Source organism: Paracoccus yibinensis, assembly GCF_030846195.1.
Classification (GTDB): Bacteria; Pseudomonadota; Alphaproteobacteria; order Rhodobacterales; family Rhodobacteraceae; genus Paracoccus; species Paracoccus yibinensis.
Genome location: NZ_JAVCWH010000001.1, coordinates 226,101 through 245,878, shown reverse-complemented (window position 1 = coordinate 245,878; position 19,778 = coordinate 226,101). Strand labels below are relative to the sequence as shown.

Below are 19,778 nucleotides of genomic sequence, written 5' to 3'. Positions count from 1 at the left end.
CCGTCCGCATGGGTTCACGTCTTCAGAACCAGAAGAACCCTTGTCGGCCATGTGTCAAGCGAAAGAAAATGCGCGAAAACGAACATTCGTGTTGACAGATTGCTTGCGTAGATGTTCGAATTGCTCAAGGGGAGAAAAGGGACGGCTATGTCGGCGACGGATCTGTTCGTCATCGGTGGCGGAATAAACGGTACGGGGATCGCCCGGGATGCCGCCGGCCGGGGCCTGTCCGTCCGGCTTGCGGAACAGGGCGACCTTGCGGGGGCGACCAGCAGCGCCTCGACCAAGCTGTTCCACGGCGGGCTGCGCTATCTGGAGTTTCTGGAACTGCGCCTGGTGCGGGAGTCGCTGCGCGAGCGCGAGGTCCTGTTGCGTGCAATGCCTCATATCGCCTGGCCGATGCGCTTCGTCCTGCCGCTGGATCCGCAGATGCGCTTTGCCAAAGGGACTCCGGTGTCGCGCATCCTGTCGGTTCTGATGCCATGGGGGCGTGGGCATCGTCCCGACCTTGTCATTCGGGCGGGGCTGTTTCTGTATGACAACCTGGGCGCACGGGAAATCCTGCCCGGCACCTCGACGCTGGATCTGCGCAACGCACCCGAAGGTGCGCCCCTTCAGGACCGCCTGACCCGCGCTTATGAATATTCGGACGCCTGGGTGGACGATGCCCGGCTGGTCGTCCTGAACGCCCGCGACGCCGCCGCACGCGGCGCCGACATCATCGTCGGATCGAAGGTGACCGATGCCCGGCGCGAGGGCGAGGGCTGGCTGGTTCGCCTGTCCGACGGGCGAGAGTTTCGCGCCAAGGTGCTGGTCAACGCGGCCGGTCCCTGGGTGGGCAAGGTGATCCGCGACGTGGCGCATCTGCCCAGCACCGAAGGGGTGCGCCTTGTGCGCGGCAGCCACATCGTCACGCGGCGGCTGTTCGATCATCCGAAGTCCTATTTCCTTCAAGGCCAGGACGGCCGGATCGTCTTCGCGATTCCCTATGAGGGCGATTTTACATTGATCGGCACGACCGATGTGGACCATGACGGCCCCCCCGATCGCGCCGTCTGCACGCCCGAGGAGGTGGATTACCTTTGCCGCTTCGTCTCGGGCTATTTCAAGAAGCCCGTGACGGCCGGGGACGTAGTCTGGACCTATTCCGGGGTCCGGCCGCTTCACGACGACGGGGCGTCCACGGCCACGGCGGCGACGCGCGACTATGTGCTGTCGCTGGATGACAAGGGGGCGCCTTGCCTGCATGTCTTCGGCGGCAAGATTACCACTTACCGCCGCCTGGCAGAGGCTGCATTGGCGAAGCTGGCGCCGCATCTGCCGGGGGCGGGCGCGGCCTGGACCGCTGGCGCAACCCTGCCGGGTGGGGACTTCCCCGTGGACGGCGCGGGTGCCCTGGCCGAGGCGCTGCGGCGCGACCATCCCTTCCTGACCGCAGGCTGGGCCAACCGGCTGGTGCGCGCCTATGGCACCGAGGCCGCCCTTGTTCTGGACGGCGCCCGGACGGCTGCCGACCTGGGACGCGACTTCGGCGCGACATTGACGGAATCCGAACTTCGCTGGATGATCGAACGCGAATGGGCGCGCGATGCGCAAGGGGCCTTGTGGCGGCGATCCAAGCTGGGCCTGCGCCTGACGCCCGAACAGGTCGCAGCCGTCGAGGACTATATGGCAAGGGAAAGGGCCGCGGCATGACGCTGGAACTTCGGGGCGTCACCAAGCAGGTCGCGGGCCAGCACTGGATCCACGCGACCGATCTGGTGCTGGCCCCCGGCAGCATGAACGTCCTGCTGGGACCCACGCTGTCGGGCAAGACCACGCTGATGCGGCTGATGGCGGGGCTGGACCAGCCGACGACCGGGCACATCCACTGGCAGGGCCAGGACGTCACGGGCCGGCGCGTACAGGATCGCGGCGTGGCGATGGTTTACCAGCAGTTCATCAACTATCCCTCGATGACGGTCTATGACAACATCGCCTCGCCCCTGCGCCTGCAGCGTGTCGCGCGGGCCGAGATCGACCGCCGCGTGCGCGAGACGGCCGCGATGATGCGCCTGACCCCGATGCTGGACCGCCGCCCGCTGGAACTGTCGGGCGGCCAGCAGCAGCGCACGGCCCTGGCGCGTGCCTTGGTCAAGGGCGCGGGGCTGGTGCTGCTGGACGAGCCGCTGGCAAACCTCGACTACAAGCTGCGCGAGGAATTGCGGGCCGAAATCCCGCGCATCTTCGAGGCGTCGGGCGCGATCTTCGTCTATGCCACGACCGAGCCGGAGGAGGCGCTGCTGCTGGGCGGCAATACCGCGACGCTGTGGCAAGGCCGCGTGACGCAGTTCGGACCCACGCCGCAGGTTTATCGCCGCCCGCAGGATGCGGTGACCGCGCGCGTCTTCAGCGATCCGCCGATGAACTTCAAGCCGGTGCAGGTTTCCGGCGGCGAGGCGGTCCTGGACGGCACCCGATGGCTGGTCGATGTCCCGGACGGGCGCTATGTCGCGGGTTTCCGCGCGCCTCACCTGACGCTGGATCCTGGCGCGGGCACCGTCGGACTGTCGGCCCGGCTTGATGCGACCGAGATCACCGGGGCAGAAACCTACCTGCATCTTCGGCACGGCGAGGACCGCTGGGTCGGGCTGGTTCCGGGGGTGCGGGACCTTCCCGCCGGCGCGGCGCTGACGGTTTGGCTGGATCCGGCGCATGTCTATCTGTTCGACGAAGGCGGCAGGCTTGCCCGCGCCGCCCCCTATGCACAGGCGGCGTGATGGCACAGATCACCTTCGACAACCTTGCCCACAGCTATCTTCCGGCCCCGAAGGCCGATACCGACTGGGCGCTGAAACCGATGTCGCTGACCTGGCGGGACGGCGGGGCCTATGCGCTGCTGGGATCGTCGGGCTGTGGAAAGACGACGCTTCTCAACATCATCTCGGGACTGCTGCATCCCAGCCAGGGGCGGGTGCTGTTCGGTGATCGGGACGTGACGGACCTGCCCACGGCGGAGCGCAACATCGCCCAGGTGTTTCAGTTCCCGGTCGTCTATGACACCATGAGCGTGCGGGAAAACCTGGCCTTCCCGCTGAAGAACCGGGGCCTTCCCTCCGACCAGATCGCAGCGCGTGTCGATGCGGTGGCGCGGATGATCGGCATGACCGACACGCTGGACCGCCGCGCGCGCGGGCTGACGGCGGATGCCAAGCAGAAGATCAGCCTTGGCCGCGGCATGGTCCGCCAGGACGTGAACGCGATCCTGTTCGACGAACCCCTGACGGTGATCGACCCGCAGATGAAGTGGGAATTGCGCACGCAACTGAAGGCGCTGCACCGCGAGTTCGGGCACACGATGATCTATGTTACCCACGACCAGACCGAGGCGCTGACATTCGCGGACGAGGTGGTCGTGATGTCCGAGGGCCGCGTCGTTCAGGCGGGCACCCCGCAGTCGCTGTTCGACGCGCCCGCGCATACCTTCGTCGGTTATTTCATCGGCTCACCCGGCATGAACCTGCTGGATGCGCAGGTCCAAGGCGCGACCGCCCTTGTCGCAGGAACAGCGATCCCGTTGGGCGCCCCCTATGCCGCGCGGCATGGTCGTGTGCAGATCGGCATCCGCCCCGACGCCGTGCGTCCCGCGACCGAGGGCCTGCCCTTCCGCCTGATCCGGGCCGAGGACGTGGGCCATCACCGCATCCTGCGCGGCGAGGTCGCGGGCGCGCCCTTCAACCTTGTTATCCCCGAGGACGAGCCGATCCCGGCCAGCTTCGACCGCGTGGCTCTAGACCCCGCCCGCATCGGCGTCTTCGTCGATGACTGGCGCATTGATCCGCTGGAAAGGGCAGCGTGATGGACAAGCCCGTCAACAACCGCGCCTGGTTCCTGGTCCTGCCGGTGCTGGTGATCGTCGCCTTTTCCGCCGTGATCCCGCTGATGACGGTGGTGAACTATTCGGTCCAGGACACCTTCGGGAACAACCAGTTCTTCTGGAACGGCCTCGGCTGGTTCCAGGACGTGCTGGAAAGCGACCGCATCCGTGCGGCCTTGGGCCGGCAGCTTCTGTTCTCGGCCATCATCCTGGCCATCGAGATCCCGCTGGGCATCTTCATCGCGCTGAACATGCCAAAGCGGGGCTTCTGGGCCAGCCTCGTCTTGGTGCTGATGGCCTTGCCGCTGCTGATCCCGTGGAACGTGGTGGGCACCATCTGGCAGGTCTTCGGGCGCGTGGACATCGGGCTTCTGGGCCATACGCTGGCGATGCTGGGGATCGACTACAACTACGTCAACGATCCCTGGGACGCCTGGGCCACGATCATCGTGATGGATGTCTGGCACTGGACCAGCCTTGTCGCGCTGCTCTGCTATGCGGGCCTGCAGTCGATCCCGGACGCCTATTACCAGGCCGCGCGGATCGACCAGGCCAGCCGCTGGGGCGTCTTCCGCTATATCGAGCTGCCCAAGATGCAGGGGGTGCTGCTGATCGCCGTGCTGCTGCGCTTCATGGACAGCTTCATGATCTATACCGAGCCCTTCGTCGTCACCGGCGGCGGTCCCGGCAACGCCACCACCTTCCTGTCGATCGACCTTGTCAAGATGGCGATCGGCCAGTTCGACCTGGGTCCGGCAGCGGCCTTCAGCCTGATCTATTTCCTGGTGATCCTGTTGATCTCCTGGGTCTTCTACACCGTCATGACCGCGCAAAGGGACAGGACATGACCACAACGCAAGCATCCCGAGGGTCCGCTGTCGTCATGACCCTTTATCTTCTGTTCCTGCTGGTGCCGATCTACTGGCTGGTCAACATGAGCCTGAAGACCAATGCCGAGATCACCGGCACCTTCAGCCTGTATCCCCTGAACCCGACGCTGAACAACTATCGGATCATCCTGACGGACCCAAGCTGGTACATGGGCTATGTCAACAGCCTGATCTATGTGGTGATGAACACGGCGCTGTCGCTGGCCGTGGCGCTGCCCGCGGCCTATGCCTTCAGCCGCTATCGCTTCCTTGGGGACAAGCACCTGTTCTTCTGGCTGCTGACGAACCGCATGGCGCCGCCCGCCGTCTTCGCGCTGCCCTTCTTCCAGCTTTATTCAGCAGTGGGCCTGTTCGACACCCATATCGCCGTGGCGCTTGCGCATTGCCTGTTCAACGTGCCGCTGGCCGTGTGGATTCTGGAGGGCTTCATGTCCGGCGTCCCGCGAGAGATCGACGAGACCGCCTATATCGACGGCTACAGCTTCCCGCGCTTCTTCACGCGCATCTTCATGCCGCTGATCGCCAGCGGCATCGGGGTCGCCGCCTTCTTCTGCTTCATGTTCAGCTGGGTCGAACTGCTGCTGTCGCGCACGCTGACATCCGTGAACGCCAAGCCCATTGCTGCGACCATGACCCGCACGGTCAGCGCATCGGGCCTCGACTGGGGCGTGCTGGCGGCGGCGGGGGTGCTGACGATCCTGCCCGGTGCCTTGGTGATCTGGTTCGTGCGCAACTACATCGCCAAGGGCTTCGCCCTGGGGAGGGTGTGATGCGCAGCCGTTCCCTCACAACGGGTTTCCTGGCCGCCGCCCTGCTGATGCTGGCCGTGCTGGCCTGGCTTGTCATGCTGGTCCCGTCCGAGGACGGGGTGCGGGAATGGACCGAAAGCCTCAATCCCGGCGGCTGGATGGCCTGGACCTTTCCGACCGCGCTGTTCTTCTGGGTGATCGCGGCGCTGCTGCTGGCCTTCACCTGGCTTGCCATCCGGTCCCCGGAAACGCCGCGCAAGGGGCTTCTGGGGATATGGACGACCCGGGGCGACAGGCTGTTCATCAGCCTGCTCGGCTCTGCCTTCATCAACCTTGCCTGGCTGGGTTTCGGCGGAACGCCCGCCTGGGGAGGATTGATCCTGTCACTGATCTACGCCGCGGCGGTGTTCCGCTGGGTGTGAAAACGGGCCGCCAAGGCCCATCCTGGGGAGGAGAAGACATGAAGTTCTACCTGACGACGGCCATGAGCCTTGCGCTGATGGTCACCGGCGCGCAGGCCGGCATGGAGGAGGCAAAGGCCTTCCTCGACGCCGAGATCGGCGAGCTGTCCAGCCTGGACCGCGCCGCGCAAGAGGCCGAGATGCAGTGGTTCATCGACGCTGCCCAGCCCTTCGCAGGGATGGAAATCAAGGTGGTGTCCGAAACCATCACCACGCACGAATACGAATCCAAGACGCTTGCCCCCGCCTTCACGGCCATCACCGGCATCAAGGTCACCCATGACCTGATCGGCGAAGGGGACGTGGTGGAAAAGCTGCAGACTCAGATGCAGTCGGGCGAGAACATCTATGACGCCTATGTCAACGACAGCGACCTGATCGGCACGCATTGGCGTTACCAGCAGGCCCGCAACCTGACCGACTGGATGGCGAATGCCGGGGCGGACGTGACGAACCCCAACCTCGACATCGACGACTTTATCGGCAAGTCCTTCACCACCGCGCCGGACGGCAACCTTTACCAGCTGCCTGACCAGCAGTTCGCCAACCTTTACTGGTTCCGCAAGGACTGGTTCGACGACGAGACGAACAAGGCCGAGTTCAAGGAAAAATACGGCTATGACCTGGGCGTGCCTGTTACCTGGTCGGCCTATGAGGATATCGCCGAGTTCTTCACGGGCCGCGAGATCGACGGCAAGCAGGTCTATGGCCACATGGACTATGGCAAGAAGGACCCCAGCCTTGGCTGGCGCTTCACCGATGCCTGGCTGTCGATGGCCGGGAACGGCGACAAGGGCATTCCGAACGGCTTGCCGGTGGACGAATGGGGCATCCGCGTCGATGAGAACAGCCGCCCCGTGGGCAGCTGCGTGGCGCGCGGCGGCGACACCAACGGCCCGGCTGCCGTGTACGCCATCCAGAAGTACCTGGACTGGATGACGAAATATGCACCCCCCGCCGCACAGGGGATGACCTTCAGCGAAAGCGGCCCGGTTCCCAGCCAAGGTGAAGTTGCGCAGCAGATGTTCACCTATACCGCCTTCACCGCCGATTTCGTCAAGGAAGGCCTGCCGGTGGTGAACGAGGACGGGACGCCGAAATGGCGCTTTGCCCCCTCGCCCCACGGCGCCTATTGGCAGGACGGCATGAAGCTGGGCTATCAGGACGCAGGGTCTTGGACGCTGCTGAAATCGACGCCCGACGACCGTGCCAAGGCCGCCTGGCTTTATGCGCAGTTCGTGACCTCGAAAACGGTGGACGTGAAGAAAAGCCATGTCGGCCTGACCTTCATCCGCCAGTCCACGCTGGACCACGAATCCTTCACCGAACGCGCGCCCAAGTTGGGCGGGTTGATCGAGTTCTATCGCAGCCCTGCACGGTTGCAGTGGTCGCCCACGGGCACCAACGTGCCGGATTATCCGAAGCTTGCGCAGCTTTGGTGGCAGGCCATCGGGGACGCGGCCTCGGGCGCCAAGACCCCGCAAGAGGCGATGGACAGCCTGTGTGCCGAGCAGGAAAAGGTGATGGAGCGGTTGGAGCGCGCAGGCGTCCAGGGCGACATCGGCCCGAAGATGGCCGAGGAGCATGACCTTGAATGGTGGAACAACTATGCCAAGGAAAATGGCAGCCTTGCACCGCAACTGAAGCTTGAAAACGAGGATCCGCAGCCGGAAACCATCAGCTATGACGAGTTGGTGAAAAGCTGGCAGCAGTGACAGGTCTTCCGCTTGGGAACCCGCACCGCCGGGTTCCCGTCATGCGAAAGTGCGATGGACGCAGGATCGCAGCCCATCGTTGAACCTGGAAGATCAGACAAGGACCAGCAGGGCGCGGGATCTGACCGCGCCCTGCATCGTTTCATCAGGGCGCCTCGACCAGGATCTTCACATGGGATTTCTGGCTCGCCAAGGCCTCGAATCCCTCATCCACGATATCGTTGATCGCGATGCGCCTCGTCACCAGCTTGTCCGCGCTGAAATAGCCCTGGGTCATCAGCTCCATGACGGCGGGATAGACGTTGCGATAGGCGATGGTGCCCTGAAGCTGACGTTCCTTCAGCACGACCGTATTGGGCTGGAAGCCGGCGTCGGTTTCCCAGATTGACACGATCAGGGTCTGGCCCTCGTGCCGGGTGGCGTTGATGCATTGCGCAAGAACCTGCGGCACACCTGTCACCTCGAAGGCCACATGCACACCGCCCGTTGCCTTTCGGATCAGGTCCACGGCATCCGCCGCCGTCGGATCCGTGGCCGTGGTGGCGCCAAGTTCCAGTGCTTTCCGCCGTCGCACCTCGGACGGCTCCACCACATGGATCTGCGCCGCCCCGGCAACCCGCAATGCCTCGAGCACCAGCAGCCCGATCGGACCGGCACCAAAGACCGCCGCCGTGTCACCGGCCTTGATCTTCGACAGCCGGACGGCGTGCAGCGCCACGGCAGCCGGTTCCACAAGCGCGCCCTGTTCCATCGACAGCCCTTCCGGCATCTTGTGGACCATGCGCGCGGGCACCACGGAATAGGCGGCAAAGCCCCCGTGTCCGCCCGACAGGCCGACAAAACCCAGCGAGTCGCACAGGTTGTACTTGCCTTCGAGGCAGGCGGCACAGGTGCCGCAGGCAAAGATCGGCTCGATCGCCACGCGGTCGCCGACCGCGACGTTGGTGACGCCCTCGCCCAACCCGGTCACGGTGCCGCAGTATTCGTGGCCCATGGTGATCGGTGCCTTGTCATGGCTGAGCGGGTGATCCTTTTCCACCGGCACGAAGATCGGGCCTGCCAGATATTCATGCAGGTCGCTGCCACAGATGCCGGTCCAGGCGACCTTGACCTTGACTTCGCCCGGACCTGGGTTCGGCTCCGGCACCTCTTCGACGCGGATGTCCTTCACGCCGTGCCAACGTGCTGCTTTCATCTTCTTCTCCAACGCTTGGATATGGCACGCCCGGCCGATACAGCCGGGCTAAAAAGGCTTCACGACAGGTGATGGACCTGTTGTAGGCCATAGACGGGGGTCTCCAACCCCTCCATCCGGGCCTTGAGCTGAAGGGCCAAGTAAAGCGAGTAGTGGCGCGACTGATGCAGGTTGCCGCCGTGGAACCACAGGTTTTCCTGCTGCGTGGGCTTCCACATGTTGCGCTGCTCGCCCTCCCACGGGCCGGGATCCTTGGTGGTGTCCGACCCCAGGCCCCAGACCTTGCCGACCTTGTCCGCGACCTCGGGGCTGATCAGGTCTGCGGCCCAGCCGTTCATGCTGCCATATCCCGTCGCCATGACGACAAGATCGGCTGGCAGCCGGGTCCCGTCCGTCAGCACGACGGCATCTTCCTCGAAATGATCGACCTGGCCTTGGACCAGCTTCACCTCGCCGTCGATGATCAGCTGGCTGGCCCCCACGTCGATGTAATAGCCCGAGCCGCGCCGCAGGTATTTCATGAACAGGCCCGATCCGTCGTCGCCCCAGTCAAGCTGGAACCCCGCCTTCTCAAGCCCGGCATAGAATTCCGCGTCCCGTTCGCGCATCTGGTCGTAAAGCGGGATCTGGAATTCGTGCATGATCCGATAGGGCAGCGAGGCGAAGATCATGTCGGCCTTTTCGGTCGTCACGCCGTTTGCCACCGCATCTTCGGAATAAAGACCGCCAAGCCCGATCTCCATCAGGGTGTCGGACCGGACGATATGGGTGGATGAGCGTTGCACCATCGTGACGTCGGCATCCGCTTCCCACAGCGCGGCGCAGATGTCGTGGGCCGAGTTGTTGGAGCCGACCACGACGACCTTCTTGCCGGTCCAGGCATCCGGCCCCTCGTGCTGCGACGAATGCTGGATTTCGCCCTTGAAGCTGTCCATGCCAGGAAATTTCGGCATGTTCGGCTTGCCCGACATGCCGGTGGCCAGCACCAACTGCGTGGGCTTCAGCGTCACCTGTTCGCCGTCGCGGTTGACCTTTACTGTCCAGGTGCCGGAAACCTCGTCATAGCTGGCCGACTGCACCTCGGATCGGGTCCAGTAGTTGATCTCCATGACCTTGGTATACATTTCCAGCCAGTCGCCGATCTTGTCCTTGGGCGTGAAGACGGGCCAGTTGTCGGGAAACTTGATATAGGGCAGGTGGTCGTACCAGATCGGATCGTGAAGACACAGCGATTTGTAGCGGCTGCGCCACTGGTCGCCGGGCCGGTCGTGCTTGTCCAGGACGATGGCCGGCACGCCCAGTTGCCGCAGCCTTGCGCCAAGCGCGATGCCCCCCTGGCCGCCGCCCACGATGACAGTATAGGGCTGGACCTCATAGCCCAGCCGGGCTTCCTCGGCCTCTCGGCGTTCCTTCCAGGACTGGCGGTTCTTCTGCGCCCCGTGTTCGGCACCCATCGGACGGCGCTTGCCCCGGTTTTCCTCGAAACCCTTCAGCTCCTGCAGGGCTGTCAGCAGGGTCCAGATGCGGTCGTCCTTCAGCCTCATCAGGCCCCAGCCGCGCCCGGCCTTGGTCTCGAAGGTGATCCAGGTGGTGATCACGCCGCCCTCCTCGGCAGGGACCTCTCCGTCCTGGATCTGGAAATTGCCGGGTTTCGTGTGTTCCAACTGCCGGGACAGCATGTCGGCCACGCCTTCCGGTCCCTCGACCGTCTTCAGGTTCCAGGTGATGGAAACCAGATCGCGCCAATAGCTGTCGGTGGCGAACAGCGCCTTGACGCCATCCACATCGCCCGCAGCAAGCGCGGTGTTCAGTGTATCCAGCACCACCTGCGTGCGGGATGTTGCGGTTGAATCAAGCATTGCCTCTCCTCCCTTTATGTGAGGAGGAGTATCGGCATCGGTTCGCCGCCCGATCCACGGAAATGAAGGCGGCAGGGGCGAAAAATCGAACGCTGCAATGCGGCATGTTGCAGGCGCAACGCCGCGCAACAGCCTAGCCCGGCGGTTGCAACCCGGCACGGCGCAGACGGCGCAGGACGGTCGAGCGGTTGACCCCCAGGCGGCGCGCGGCACAGGACATGTTCCACCCGCAGGCCTCCATGACCTGCTCCAGCGGCTCGTCCGCTTCGCTGTCCCGGCGCGTGGCATCGACGGGTTCGGGCAGATCGGTCTGGTCGATCACGCGCCCCTCGCAAAGGGCGATCGCCACATCGAGAACCTGTTCAAGCTCGCGCAGGTTGCCGGGCCAGTGGCGGCCCAGCAGGGCGGCGCGGGCCGATGGCGACAGCCGCATGTCGTCGGGTGCGCGTCGCCGGAGAAGCCGGTCCAGCACTGTTCCCAGATCCTGCCTTTGGCGCAGCGGCGGCAAGGAAAGCGTGGCACCCGCAAGACGATGGAACAGGGGCCGCGGCAGGTTCAGGTCCGAGGGCGGGGCGCATGTGGTCGAAAGCGGCCTCAGGAAATTGCGGCTGTCCAGGATTGCAGCCAGCGCGGCAGCCGTGTCGGCACCCAGGTCTTCGATCCGGCGAAGCAGCAGCGTGGTGGGGCCGCTGACATCGGCGCAGGCTTGGCGCAATGCCTCTGCGGACAGTGCTGCGCAGTCGAGGCCCAGGAACCCGCTTGCCGTTCCGGCCATGTGGATCGCGCGCGCAAGCTTCGTCTTGCCGGTCCCCGTCTCGCCGGTGATCAACAGCGGCACGCTGGTCCGTGCAAGCTTTGCCGCACGCGCAAGAAGCTGTTCCATCACCGGATCGTCGCCCGCCAGCCCCGCCAGAGGCCCGTCGCGGCGGCTGCTGCGCAACGCGGTGCGCGGCGCCTGCGGCGCGATGGCATGGCCGAACAGGGCGCCGCCGCCCTGCAATTCGATGATGCGATCTTCGGTCGGGCGGTCGCGCATCAGGTCCGGCAGGTCATCGACCGTGACTCCCAGAACCTCGTCGATGCGGCGCCCGAGGATGGGACCGCCATCGGAAAACAGACGCCGCGCGGCCCGCGTATAGCCGAGAACGCGTCCCGACCCGTCCAGGCGAACGGCTGCCTCGGGGTCCACGTCCAGGAATTCGGGGCTGTCGGACAGCCGCAATATCCAGTCGCGGCGACCCTCTGCCATCAGGTTCGCCATCTCGACCCGCCGGGCGGCATTGGTGACAAGGCTCATCGCAAGGTTCTGGCTGCGCTTCGGCGTCGGCGACCGCAGCAACGAGATGTCCAGCACGGCGGCCAGTCCACCCAGGCTGTCAAAGATCGGCGCTGCGGTGCAGCTGAGCGAAACATGGGCATTGCCGAAGTGATCGTCCTGATGAACGGTCACGGGTTCCTGCGTGACGATGCAGGCCCCGACGCCGCAGGTGCCCGCCAGATCCTCGGACCAGTTAGAGCCGAGGTAAAGCCCGGCGCCGCGCAGTTCGTTGACGAAAAGGTCGTCCCCGAAGAAATCGACGCAGATCCCCTTTGCGTCTGTCAGAAGCAGGACATAGTTCTGCCCTGCCACTTGGCGGAACAGGCTTTGCAGGCTGGAACGCGCGGCCCCGATCATCCATTCCGCCTGCTTGCGATGATCGCGCAGTTCGGCCTCGGTGACGATATGGGCCGGATCGTTGCGCGACGGGTCCATACCGTAAAGTTCGACGCAACGCCGCCAGGACGCCGCCACGAAACCGTCGCGGCCGGTCTGCGTTCCGTCAAGAACCTGCTCGATTTCCCTGACGTGATGACGATCGGCCACTCCGCCCCCCCTCGGTCAAGCCTGTATCGGCATCCTAGCTTAGCACGGTCCGGGCGTTCCGAAGACCAGACTTTCGTGCCGTTCCGTTTGGTCGACGGCTCCTGTGTTCCCCGTCAGAACTCAGGCGGACGACCGGGCGTGGCAGAGAGGGGCTTTCAGAACCACTGTCCCGGCTCGATCAACCCCAGGTCCATGAACTGCTGCGCGCGCCATTGGAAGGGTTCCGAATTCTTCCACCGCAAGGTGCGGATCGCCTCGCGCGAGCCGGGGTTGGTCGCCAGCGCCTTGGCCGCGCGGAAGGACGCAATCGCCGCCGTCAGGTTGTGGTGCCAGGGACAGGAATAGGTGTTGTATTCCGGGACTGAGAACCGGTGATCGGCCTCAAGACGCAATTTCGGTGCGTTGCGGAACAGGGCGACGCGGTCTATTCGGCGGTGCGATGGGGGTATGTGTTCCTCGAAGCGCCAGCGCAGACCACCGTGAAAATCAAGCTGGCGGTCCAGTGCCACGCCATTCCCGTCCTTGCGCGCAAGCGCGAAATATCCCGTCCGGTCGAACATCGCTTCGGCCAGGCTGACGGCGTTCGGATGGCGTTCCAGGTCGGGGGCATAAAGGTCAACCACATAGGTCAGCATCGCGTCGCGTCGTTCCTCGGCATGAAAGGACAGAAGCTCGGCCACGGTGCGGGTTTCCGAAAAGGGAAAGAACAGGAACTCGGCATTGAAGCAGTAATAAAGCCAGGTTCCGGCAGGGACAGCGGCGATCACGGCATTGACGGCGTCCCGGTGGGCACCGGTCTGACGCGTGTTCCACCGCAGGTTGGTGACACGTCCTGCCGTGTCGGGCGGGAGGGTGATCGGGGCAGGGGACAGGGCCAGGATGTGACGAAAACCGATTTCCAGATGGTGTTGTAGCGTTTCCTGCACAACGGCATCATCCTCGATCAGGATGATGGCCAGGGGACCGCGCGACAGGATGGCCGAGCGCGATTTCAGGAAATCGGCCAGCGGCGGATGCAGGGTCACGGCATCACGGCCTTGACCTGATCCAGGGCCTGCCGCAGCAGGTCTGGATTGTTACCGGCCGTTTCGATCAGGCGCTTCAGGGTGGCCTTCTGCGCCTCGCCGATTGCGGCGCCGTCGATGATCTGCGTGACCTGATCGGCGTCGAACCCTTCGGGCGTCAGCAGCGACTGGATCCGCGTGGCGGCAATGGCGGCGGTGGCGGCCTGATCGGTGGCGTCAGCGGCATCGTTGGCCGCCTGCGCTGCATCCTGGGCTGCCTGGGCCACGGGCGCAGAGGCCCTGTCTGCCGCCGTTGCCGCTGCGTCTGCTGCGCGATCAGCCGCGTTCAGCGCCGCTTCGGCGGCCGCCTCCGCCTCGGCGGCAGCCTCGCTGACGGGGGCGACGCCTGCTTCCTCCGATGCCTGAACCGCCTCGGCCGCCACATCCGCGGCCACGGCCGCGGCATCTGCTGCTGCGTCGGCGGCGGCATCGGTCGCCTGGGTGGCCGGGGGGCTATCCGATGCGGCCTGCTCCTTAGCCGGGACGACGCCGCTGTCGGGCTGGTTGCCCTGCCAGAGCCTCCAGCCGCCGAACCCAAGGGCAAGAATCAGGATCAGGGCCAGAAGAATGCGCATCACAGAATGTTCCTTGCAGAAGGTTTCGCGAAGCTATGGCACATGCAAACCGTGCCGAAAAGCCGCCGGAACCGTCTGCAACCCCTGTATCGATCATCAAATCCGGTTGAATCACCACGCTTTGACGCTTATTTTCCGTCCATTCCACATTGGCTATCCAAGGAGCATCGCCATAGCCCGCAGACCGCATAACGCACCGCCCACCCGCGATACCGGACCCCGCGTCAACGAACGCATCCGCGTGTCGGAAATACGCCTGATCGGCCCCGATGGAGAGAATGTCGGCGTCGTGCCGCCTTCGGTCGGGATGCAGATGGCACAGGACGCCGGGCTGGATCTGGTCGAAATCTCGCCGAATGCGACCCCTCCGGTCTGCAAGGTGATGGATCTCGGCAAGTTCAAGTATGAACAGCAGAAGCGCGAGGCCGAGGCCCGCAAGAAGCAGAAGATCATCGAGATCAAGGAAATCAAGTTCCGTCCGGGAACCGATACCCATGATTATGATGTGAAGATGCGGTCCGTCATGAAGTTCCTGGGCGAAGGGGACAAGGTCAAGGTCACGCTGCGCTTTCGTGGCCGCGAAATGGCTCACCAGGATCTGGGGCTGGAGCTTCTGAACCGGGTCCGCGACGACGTGGGCGAGGCTGGCAAGATCGAATCCATGCCCAAGCTGGAAGGCCGGCAAATGGTCATGATGATCGCCCCGAAATAGGGCGCGATCCTGAAGGACGGGCCGCCCGGCGATGCCGGCGCGGCCTTTTTCGTTACCAGCGTCCCGCCATCAGCCGCTGCCGGATCACGGCCTGATCGCCCCGGATCATTCCGGGGATCAGGAACAGGTCGATGAAGGCCCAGACGCAGACAAGCGCGAGGGGGATCCAGCCGATCAGGATCGGCGCAGTCAGCCAGCCCAATCCCCACATCAACAGCATGATGATGCCGCTGGCCCATCGGCCCAGATACATGCGATGCACCCCGAACCCCCACAACAGGATTGCCAGCAGATAGGCGACCAGTTGCGATTTCGATTCGTTTGCGACACGCTGTTCGATCAGCAACTGCTGTTGGACCTTGTCCGGCACGGGATTCTCCTTCCATCGGGCGGATCAGTCGCCCCTTGCGGATTAGATAGGACCGCCTGAGCCCCGTGCAAGGATCAGGGGACCCGCTGGAAGCGGTCGAAGATCAGACCCACCGGTCGGATGGGGCCAATTGTGCCATCGTTGCGGCTGACATCGATCACCCCCAGGTGATAGCGGCCCTGTTCCAGCAGAACCGGCCCCAGACGGGCATTCGTGCTGCCGTCGACATCGTCGTTCTCGGCCACCGGTGCGCCCAACGCGGCAAACAGCACCAGCTTCGGATCGGCCGCCGCGAAGGATCCATAGGCGCTGATGATCAGCACCGTCGGCTGTTCCAGCACCAGGCCCAGCCATTGCGCGGCGCCATCGTGCAGCAGGACCGTCTGCGTCAGGCGGGCCAGATCGATTTCCTGGATCGGATAATTTCCGTCTGCGGGCGGGGCCAGTTCCCCCCGGCTATAGGCATTGCGAAGGAAAGCCGCAGGGTCCAGCTTTTCGGCGCTGACAGTCAACTCTCCGGGCTGCCCGCCAAGCGAGGCTGCGGCGATGCAGTAATCCCCCGCCGCCAAGGACGATGCGAAATCCAGCCGGGCATTCAGGCCGTCGGCGTCGTCATTTTCCGCCACCAGCACGCCCTGGCCGTCGAACAGCTTCAGAATGGGATCCAGGGTGGGGCTGGTGGCGCGCAATGTCATGGGTGTCGGCCGGGACAGGCTGAAGCGATAGTAATGAGTTTGCATCCCGTTCTGGGCCGCCATCACCGGCCCCTGGTTCAACTGGCTGTCCAAGGGGTCTGGTGACAGTGCATCGGCAGGCGTGTCCGCCGTGCAGGGGGCAATCCCGTCGATACCCGCTTCCTGATTGTCCTCGGCCAGCAGCGCCGGCTGATCCTGGCGAGAGACCTGGACGGTGGCCGACAGGGCGCTGTCGTTTGCCGATCGGACCGCTACGCAATAGGTCCCCGGCCCGACAGAGGTTTCCACCAACGAGTTCAGGGAAACCGCCGTATCATCGTTCTCGGCGATCAGATCCCCGTCCTCGGTCAGCAAGGAAATCGCGGGATCCCCTTCGGGTGCTTCTGCCTCGATACGCAGCGCCTGGGTGTCGCCACTGACCCGAAAGGCGAGGATCGCCTGCTGGCCTGCCGCCGCGTTGGCCACAGTCGCCAGGGGCGCTTCGCTGGTGGAAACGTCCCCGCCAGCCTCTGGCCCCAGCCACTGCGCATCCCCGCCGCAGATCTGGGCGGTCGCAGGCAAGGCAAGACCTGTGGCCGCCAGAAGAACCAGTCCGGCCAGGACAGGCGGGCAGGGATGGGGCATGATCAACTCCGTTAAGGGGTGCCGGATTTTGGCGAACTCTCGCATTCCCGGAAGACCCCGACAATCCGGACCGACATTAATTCCGTCAAACTCGGCTTGACGCTTGACCATCCCGCCGCGGACAGGTTCAACGCAGGCAAACGCCCCTGCGGCGCGAAACGGAAAGCTGCGTCATGAAATTCACCCTCTCCTGGCTCAAAGAGCATCTCGATACCACCGCGACCCTAGATCAGATCACCGAGGCGCTGACCGACCTGGGGCTTGAGGTGGAGGAGGTCCGCGATCCCGCCACCAAGCTGCGCAGCTTCACCTTGGCCCGCATCCTTGATGCCCAGCAGCATCCCGACGCCGACCGCCTGCGCGTCTGCCGCGTCCTGACCGACGAGGGCGAAAAGCAGATCGTCTGCGGCGCCCCCAACGCCCGTGAAGGGATCACCGTGGTTCTGGCCAAGCCGGGCGACTATGTCCCCGGCATCGACGTGACCCTGGGCGTGGGCAAGATCCGCGGCATCGAGAGCCACGGCATGATGGCCTCTGAGCGCGAGCTTGAACTGTCGGACGAGCACAACGGCATCATTGAGCTGCCCTCGGGCGATGTCGGGCAGCGTTTCGTGGACTGGCTGGCGGCCAACCAGCCCGACAAGGTGGATCCGATGATCCACATCAAGATCACCCCGAACCGCCCCGACGCGCTTGGCGTCCACGGCATCGCCCGCGATCTGGCGGCACGTGGCCTAGGGGTGCTGAAGCCGGTCCCCGATACGGTGGTGCCGGGCCGCTTCGCCAGCCCGGTTTCGGTCAGCATCGACCCGGCGATTGCCGACAAGGCGCCCTTTTTCTCGGGCCGGGTGATCCGGGGCGTCAGGAACGGCGCCTCGCCCGAATGGCTGCAACAGCGCCTGCGCGCCATCGGGTTGCGGCCCATCAACACGCTGGTGGATATCACCAACCTGTTCACCTATGACATGAACAGGCCGCTGCATGTCTTTGACATGGCCAAGGCTTCGGGCGACCTGCATGTCAGACCCGCCGCTGCCGGAGAGGAGATCCTGGCGCTCGACGGCAAGACCTATGCGCTGCCCGAGGGCGCGATGGTGATCGCTGATGCCAGCGGTCCCGAAAGCATCGCGGGCATCATGGGCGGCGAACATTCCGGCTGTTCCGAGGACACGACCGACGTGTTCCTGGAAAGCGCCTACTGGGATCCGATCGCCATCGCCGCGACCGGCCGAGCGCTGAAGATCAACAGCGACGCCCGCTATCGCTTCGAACGCGGCGTGGATCCGGCCTTCACCCGTCCGGGGCTGGAACTGGCGACGCAGATGATCCTGGACCTTTGCGGAGGCGAGCCCTCCGAGGTGGTCGAGGCTGGCGCCGTCCCCGACACCGCCCGCGCCTATCGCCTGGACACCGCCCGCACCGCCAGCCTGGTCGGCTTGGACATCCCGGCGGATGTGCAGCGCGCCACGCTGACCGCCCTCGGCTTCCGCATGGAGGGCGACATGGCGCATGTGCCCTCCTGGCGCCCCGACGTGCTGGGCGAGGCTGACCTGGTCGAGGAAATCGCGCGCATCGCCAGCCTGACCAGGCTGCAAGGCCAGCCCCTGCCGCGCCCGCGACCCGGCGTGCCGAAGCCGGTGCTGACCCCCTTGCAGGTCCGCGAAAAGGCGGCGCGGCGGCAGGCGGCGGCGCTTGGCTACAACGAATGCGTCACCTACAGCTTTATCGACAAGGCCTCGGCAGACCTGTTCGGCGGCGGCGCGGATGCGGTCCGCGTCGAAAACCCGATCAGCAGCGAGATGACGCATCTGCGTCCAGACCTGCTGCCCGGCCTGCTGGCCGCTGCCGCCCGCAACCAGGCACGGGGCTTTGCCAATCTGGCCTTGTTCGAAATGGGACCTGTTTTCGCAGGCGGCGAGCCGGGCGAGCAGGCCACGCAGCTTTCCGGCCTGATGATCGGCAACACCGCGCCGCGCGATCCCTTCGGCAGCCGCCGCAAGGTGGACCTTTACGATGCCAAAGCCGATGCCGAGGCCGTGCTGGCTGCCATCGGCGCCCCAGCGAAGGTGCAGATCAACCGCAAGCTGGACCCCTGGTGGCATCCGGGGCGGTCGGGCAATATCGCCCTTGGTCCGAATGTGCTGGCGACCTTCGGGGAAATCCATCCTCGTATCCTGCGCGCCTTCGACGTCAAGGGTACGGCCGTTGCCTTTACCGTCCGTATTGCCAATGTCCCCTTCCCCAAGACCCGGACGGCCACCCGCCCCGCTCTGACCATTTCAGAACTGCAAGCCGTCGAGCGCGACTTTGCCTTCGTCGTGGACCCGCAGGTCGAGGCGCTGACCTTGGTCAATGCCGCCGCCGGGGCTGACAAGGCGCTGATCGACAGCGTTACGGTCTTCGACCAGTTCACCGGGCTGGAAGGGGGCAAGAAGTCCATCGCCATTACCGCCCGCCTGCAACCGCGCGACAAGACCCTGACGGACGCGGAGATCGAGGCCGTCAGCCAGAAGATCATCGACAAGGTGCAAAAGGCGACCGGAGGCACCCTGCGCGCCTGATCCTTCACTTTGGTCCAAATATCCTCGGGGCTTCCGAACGCCTGGAAAAAGGTCCAGTGGACCTTTTTCAGTGAGGAAGGGGCCGGCAGGCCCGAGCGGGGGCAGACAGCCCCCCGGCTATCGCCGCAGTTCCGCGACCACGAACAGGCGCAGCGCCGTCGCCAGCCCCACCTCGGGCGGACGGGCGTGGTCGATCTGGCCGATCAGTTCCGCCCGCGTCATCCCGCGCGCCTTGGCGGCCTCGGCCACGCCGCGCCAGAACGCATCCTCTAGCGAAACTGAGGTGCGGTGCCCGTCGATGGTGACCGACCGCTTCAGCGGCGGGGTCATGGGGGGCAGGTCAAGCATCGTCCCGGCTGTCGTCGCGCCGATGCGCCTGAAGAACCCGCTCCGCACGATCCGCCTCGGCTTGGCGCGCCTTGCGCAAGGGCTTTGCCTCGCCGAACTTTGCCGCATTGGCATCGCCCGCCGCGCGTTTCGCGTCGCGGTCGCGCTGTTTGCGGGCCTGTCGCAGGTTGATGGTCTTGGTCATGCGGTTCCCATGAAAAGCCGGGGCGCGGGTATTCTACCGCGCCCCGGCCGGATCCG

General features: G+C 64.9%; 18 protein-coding genes. 9 read left to right on the top strand and 9 right to left on the bottom strand.

The genetic code is table 11. The features are described 5' to 3' along the window. The first annotated feature begins 147 nt into the window (after positions 1-147). The 7 genes from glpD to RAH32_RS01210 are packed head-to-tail and all read left to right on the top strand — an operon-like array spanning position 148 to position 7,671. On the top strand, positions 148-1,695 hold the full coding sequence (gene glpD / locus RAH32_RS01240) for a glycerol-3-phosphate dehydrogenase (RefSeq protein ID WP_306604407.1): 1,548 nt from the start codon (positions 148-150) through the stop codon (positions 1,693-1,695). Continuing rightward, positions 1,692-2,759 carry an ABC transporter ATP-binding protein gene (locus tag RAH32_RS01235; RefSeq protein ID WP_306604405.1) on the top strand — a complete coding sequence of 356 codons (1,068 nt, stop codon included), beginning with the start codon at positions 1,692-1,694 and terminating at the stop codon, positions 2,757-2,759. Before glpD ends, RAH32_RS01235 begins: the two co-directional genes overlap by 4 nt. Then, the gene (locus RAH32_RS01230) at positions 2,759-3,838 is read left to right on the top strand and encodes an ABC transporter ATP-binding protein (RefSeq protein ID WP_306604403.1); all 1,080 of its coding nucleotides are present in this window, start codon (positions 2,759-2,761) and stop codon (positions 3,836-3,838) included. The genes RAH32_RS01235 and RAH32_RS01230 overlap by 1 nt, the downstream gene beginning before the upstream one ends. After that, positions 3,838-4,704, top strand: coding sequence for a carbohydrate ABC transporter permease (locus RAH32_RS01225; protein WP_306604401.1), 867 nt, complete (start codon positions 3,838-3,840; stop codon positions 4,702-4,704). The genes RAH32_RS01230 and RAH32_RS01225 overlap by 1 nt, the downstream gene beginning before the upstream one ends. Continuing rightward, positions 4,701-5,516 (top strand): carbohydrate ABC transporter permease, encoded by an 816-nt coding sequence (locus RAH32_RS01220; protein WP_306604399.1) that lies wholly within the window; start codon positions 4,701-4,703, stop codon positions 5,514-5,516. Before RAH32_RS01225 ends, RAH32_RS01220 begins: the two co-directional genes overlap by 4 nt. Continuing rightward, complete coding sequence (locus RAH32_RS01215) at positions 5,516-5,917, top strand: DUF2160 domain-containing protein (RefSeq protein ID WP_306604398.1); 402 nt, start codon at positions 5,516-5,518, stop codon at positions 5,915-5,917. The genes RAH32_RS01220 and RAH32_RS01215 overlap by 1 nt, the downstream gene beginning before the upstream one ends. Positions 5,918-5,955: 38 nt before the next feature. Next, positions 5,956-7,671 (top strand): ABC transporter substrate-binding protein, encoded by a 1,716-nt coding sequence (locus tag RAH32_RS01210; protein WP_306604396.1) that lies wholly within the window; start codon positions 5,956-5,958, stop codon positions 7,669-7,671. A gap of 145 nt (positions 7,672-7,816) precedes the next feature. Here RAH32_RS01210 and RAH32_RS01205 read toward each other — a convergent pair whose 3' ends face one another. The 5 genes from RAH32_RS01205 to RAH32_RS01185 form a co-directional block, all read right to left on the bottom strand. Next, positions 7,817-8,866: a 2,3-butanediol dehydrogenase gene (locus tag RAH32_RS01205; RefSeq protein WP_306604395.1), complete on the bottom strand. Its 1,050-nt coding sequence runs from the start codon at positions 8,864-8,866 to the stop codon at positions 7,817-7,819. Between the two features lie 59 nt (positions 8,867-8,925). After that, positions 8,926-10,725, bottom strand: coding sequence for an NAD(P)/FAD-dependent oxidoreductase (locus RAH32_RS01200; RefSeq protein ID WP_306604394.1), 1,800 nt, complete (start codon positions 10,723-10,725; stop codon positions 8,926-8,928). A 133-nt stretch (positions 10,726-10,858) separates the two neighbouring features. Beyond that, complete coding sequence (locus RAH32_RS01195; RefSeq protein ID WP_306604393.1) at positions 10,859-12,589, bottom strand: sigma-54-dependent Fis family transcriptional regulator; 1,731 nt, start codon at positions 12,587-12,589, stop codon at positions 10,859-10,861. A gap of 155 nt (positions 12,590-12,744) precedes the next feature. Next, positions 12,745-13,608, bottom strand: a complete 864-nt coding sequence (locus RAH32_RS01190; RefSeq protein ID WP_306605180.1) for a glycosyltransferase family 2 protein — start codon at positions 13,606-13,608, stop codon at positions 12,745-12,747. 2 nt (positions 13,609-13,610) lie between these two features. Continuing rightward, positions 13,611-14,228 (bottom strand): hypothetical protein, encoded by a 618-nt coding sequence (locus RAH32_RS01185; RefSeq protein WP_306604391.1) that lies wholly within the window; start codon positions 14,226-14,228, stop codon positions 13,611-13,613. 121 nt (positions 14,229-14,349) lie between these two features. Between RAH32_RS01185 and infC the strand changes: the two genes are divergently transcribed. Beyond that, entirely contained in the window at positions 14,350-14,940 is a 591-nt protein-coding gene (gene infC / locus RAH32_RS01180; protein WP_425589721.1) for a translation initiation factor IF-3, read from the top strand. 52 nt (positions 14,941-14,992) lie between these two features. On the opposite strand, the gene RAH32_RS01175 is transcribed toward infC, so the two are convergent. Together RAH32_RS01175 and RAH32_RS01170 are read right to left on the bottom strand one after the other, a co-directional pair. Continuing rightward, positions 14,993-15,310 (bottom strand): TM2 domain-containing protein, encoded by a 318-nt coding sequence (locus RAH32_RS01175; protein WP_306604387.1) that lies wholly within the window; start codon positions 15,308-15,310, stop codon positions 14,993-14,995. Between the two features lie 74 nt (positions 15,311-15,384). Further along, positions 15,385-16,629, bottom strand: coding sequence for a hypothetical protein (locus RAH32_RS01170; RefSeq protein WP_306604385.1), 1,245 nt, complete (start codon positions 16,627-16,629; stop codon positions 15,385-15,387). 173 nt (positions 16,630-16,802) lie between these two features. On the opposite strand from RAH32_RS01170, the gene pheT reads away from it, so the two are divergent. Then, entirely contained in the window at positions 16,803-19,190 is a 2,388-nt protein-coding gene (pheT, locus tag RAH32_RS01165; RefSeq protein ID WP_306604380.1) for a phenylalanine--tRNA ligase subunit beta, read from the top strand. A gap of 117 nt (positions 19,191-19,307) precedes the next feature. Here pheT and RAH32_RS01160 read toward each other — a convergent pair whose 3' ends face one another. Together RAH32_RS01160 and RAH32_RS01155 are read right to left on the bottom strand one after the other, a co-directional pair. Continuing rightward, complete coding sequence (locus RAH32_RS01160; RefSeq protein ID WP_306604374.1) at positions 19,308-19,538, bottom strand: ribbon-helix-helix domain-containing protein; 231 nt, start codon at positions 19,536-19,538, stop codon at positions 19,308-19,310. Beyond that, positions 19,531-19,722 (bottom strand): DUF4169 family protein, encoded by a 192-nt coding sequence (locus tag RAH32_RS01155; protein WP_306604372.1) that lies wholly within the window; start codon positions 19,720-19,722, stop codon positions 19,531-19,533. The genes RAH32_RS01160 and RAH32_RS01155 overlap by 8 nt, the downstream gene beginning before the upstream one ends. Between the last annotated feature and the right edge of the window lie 56 nt (positions 19,723-19,778).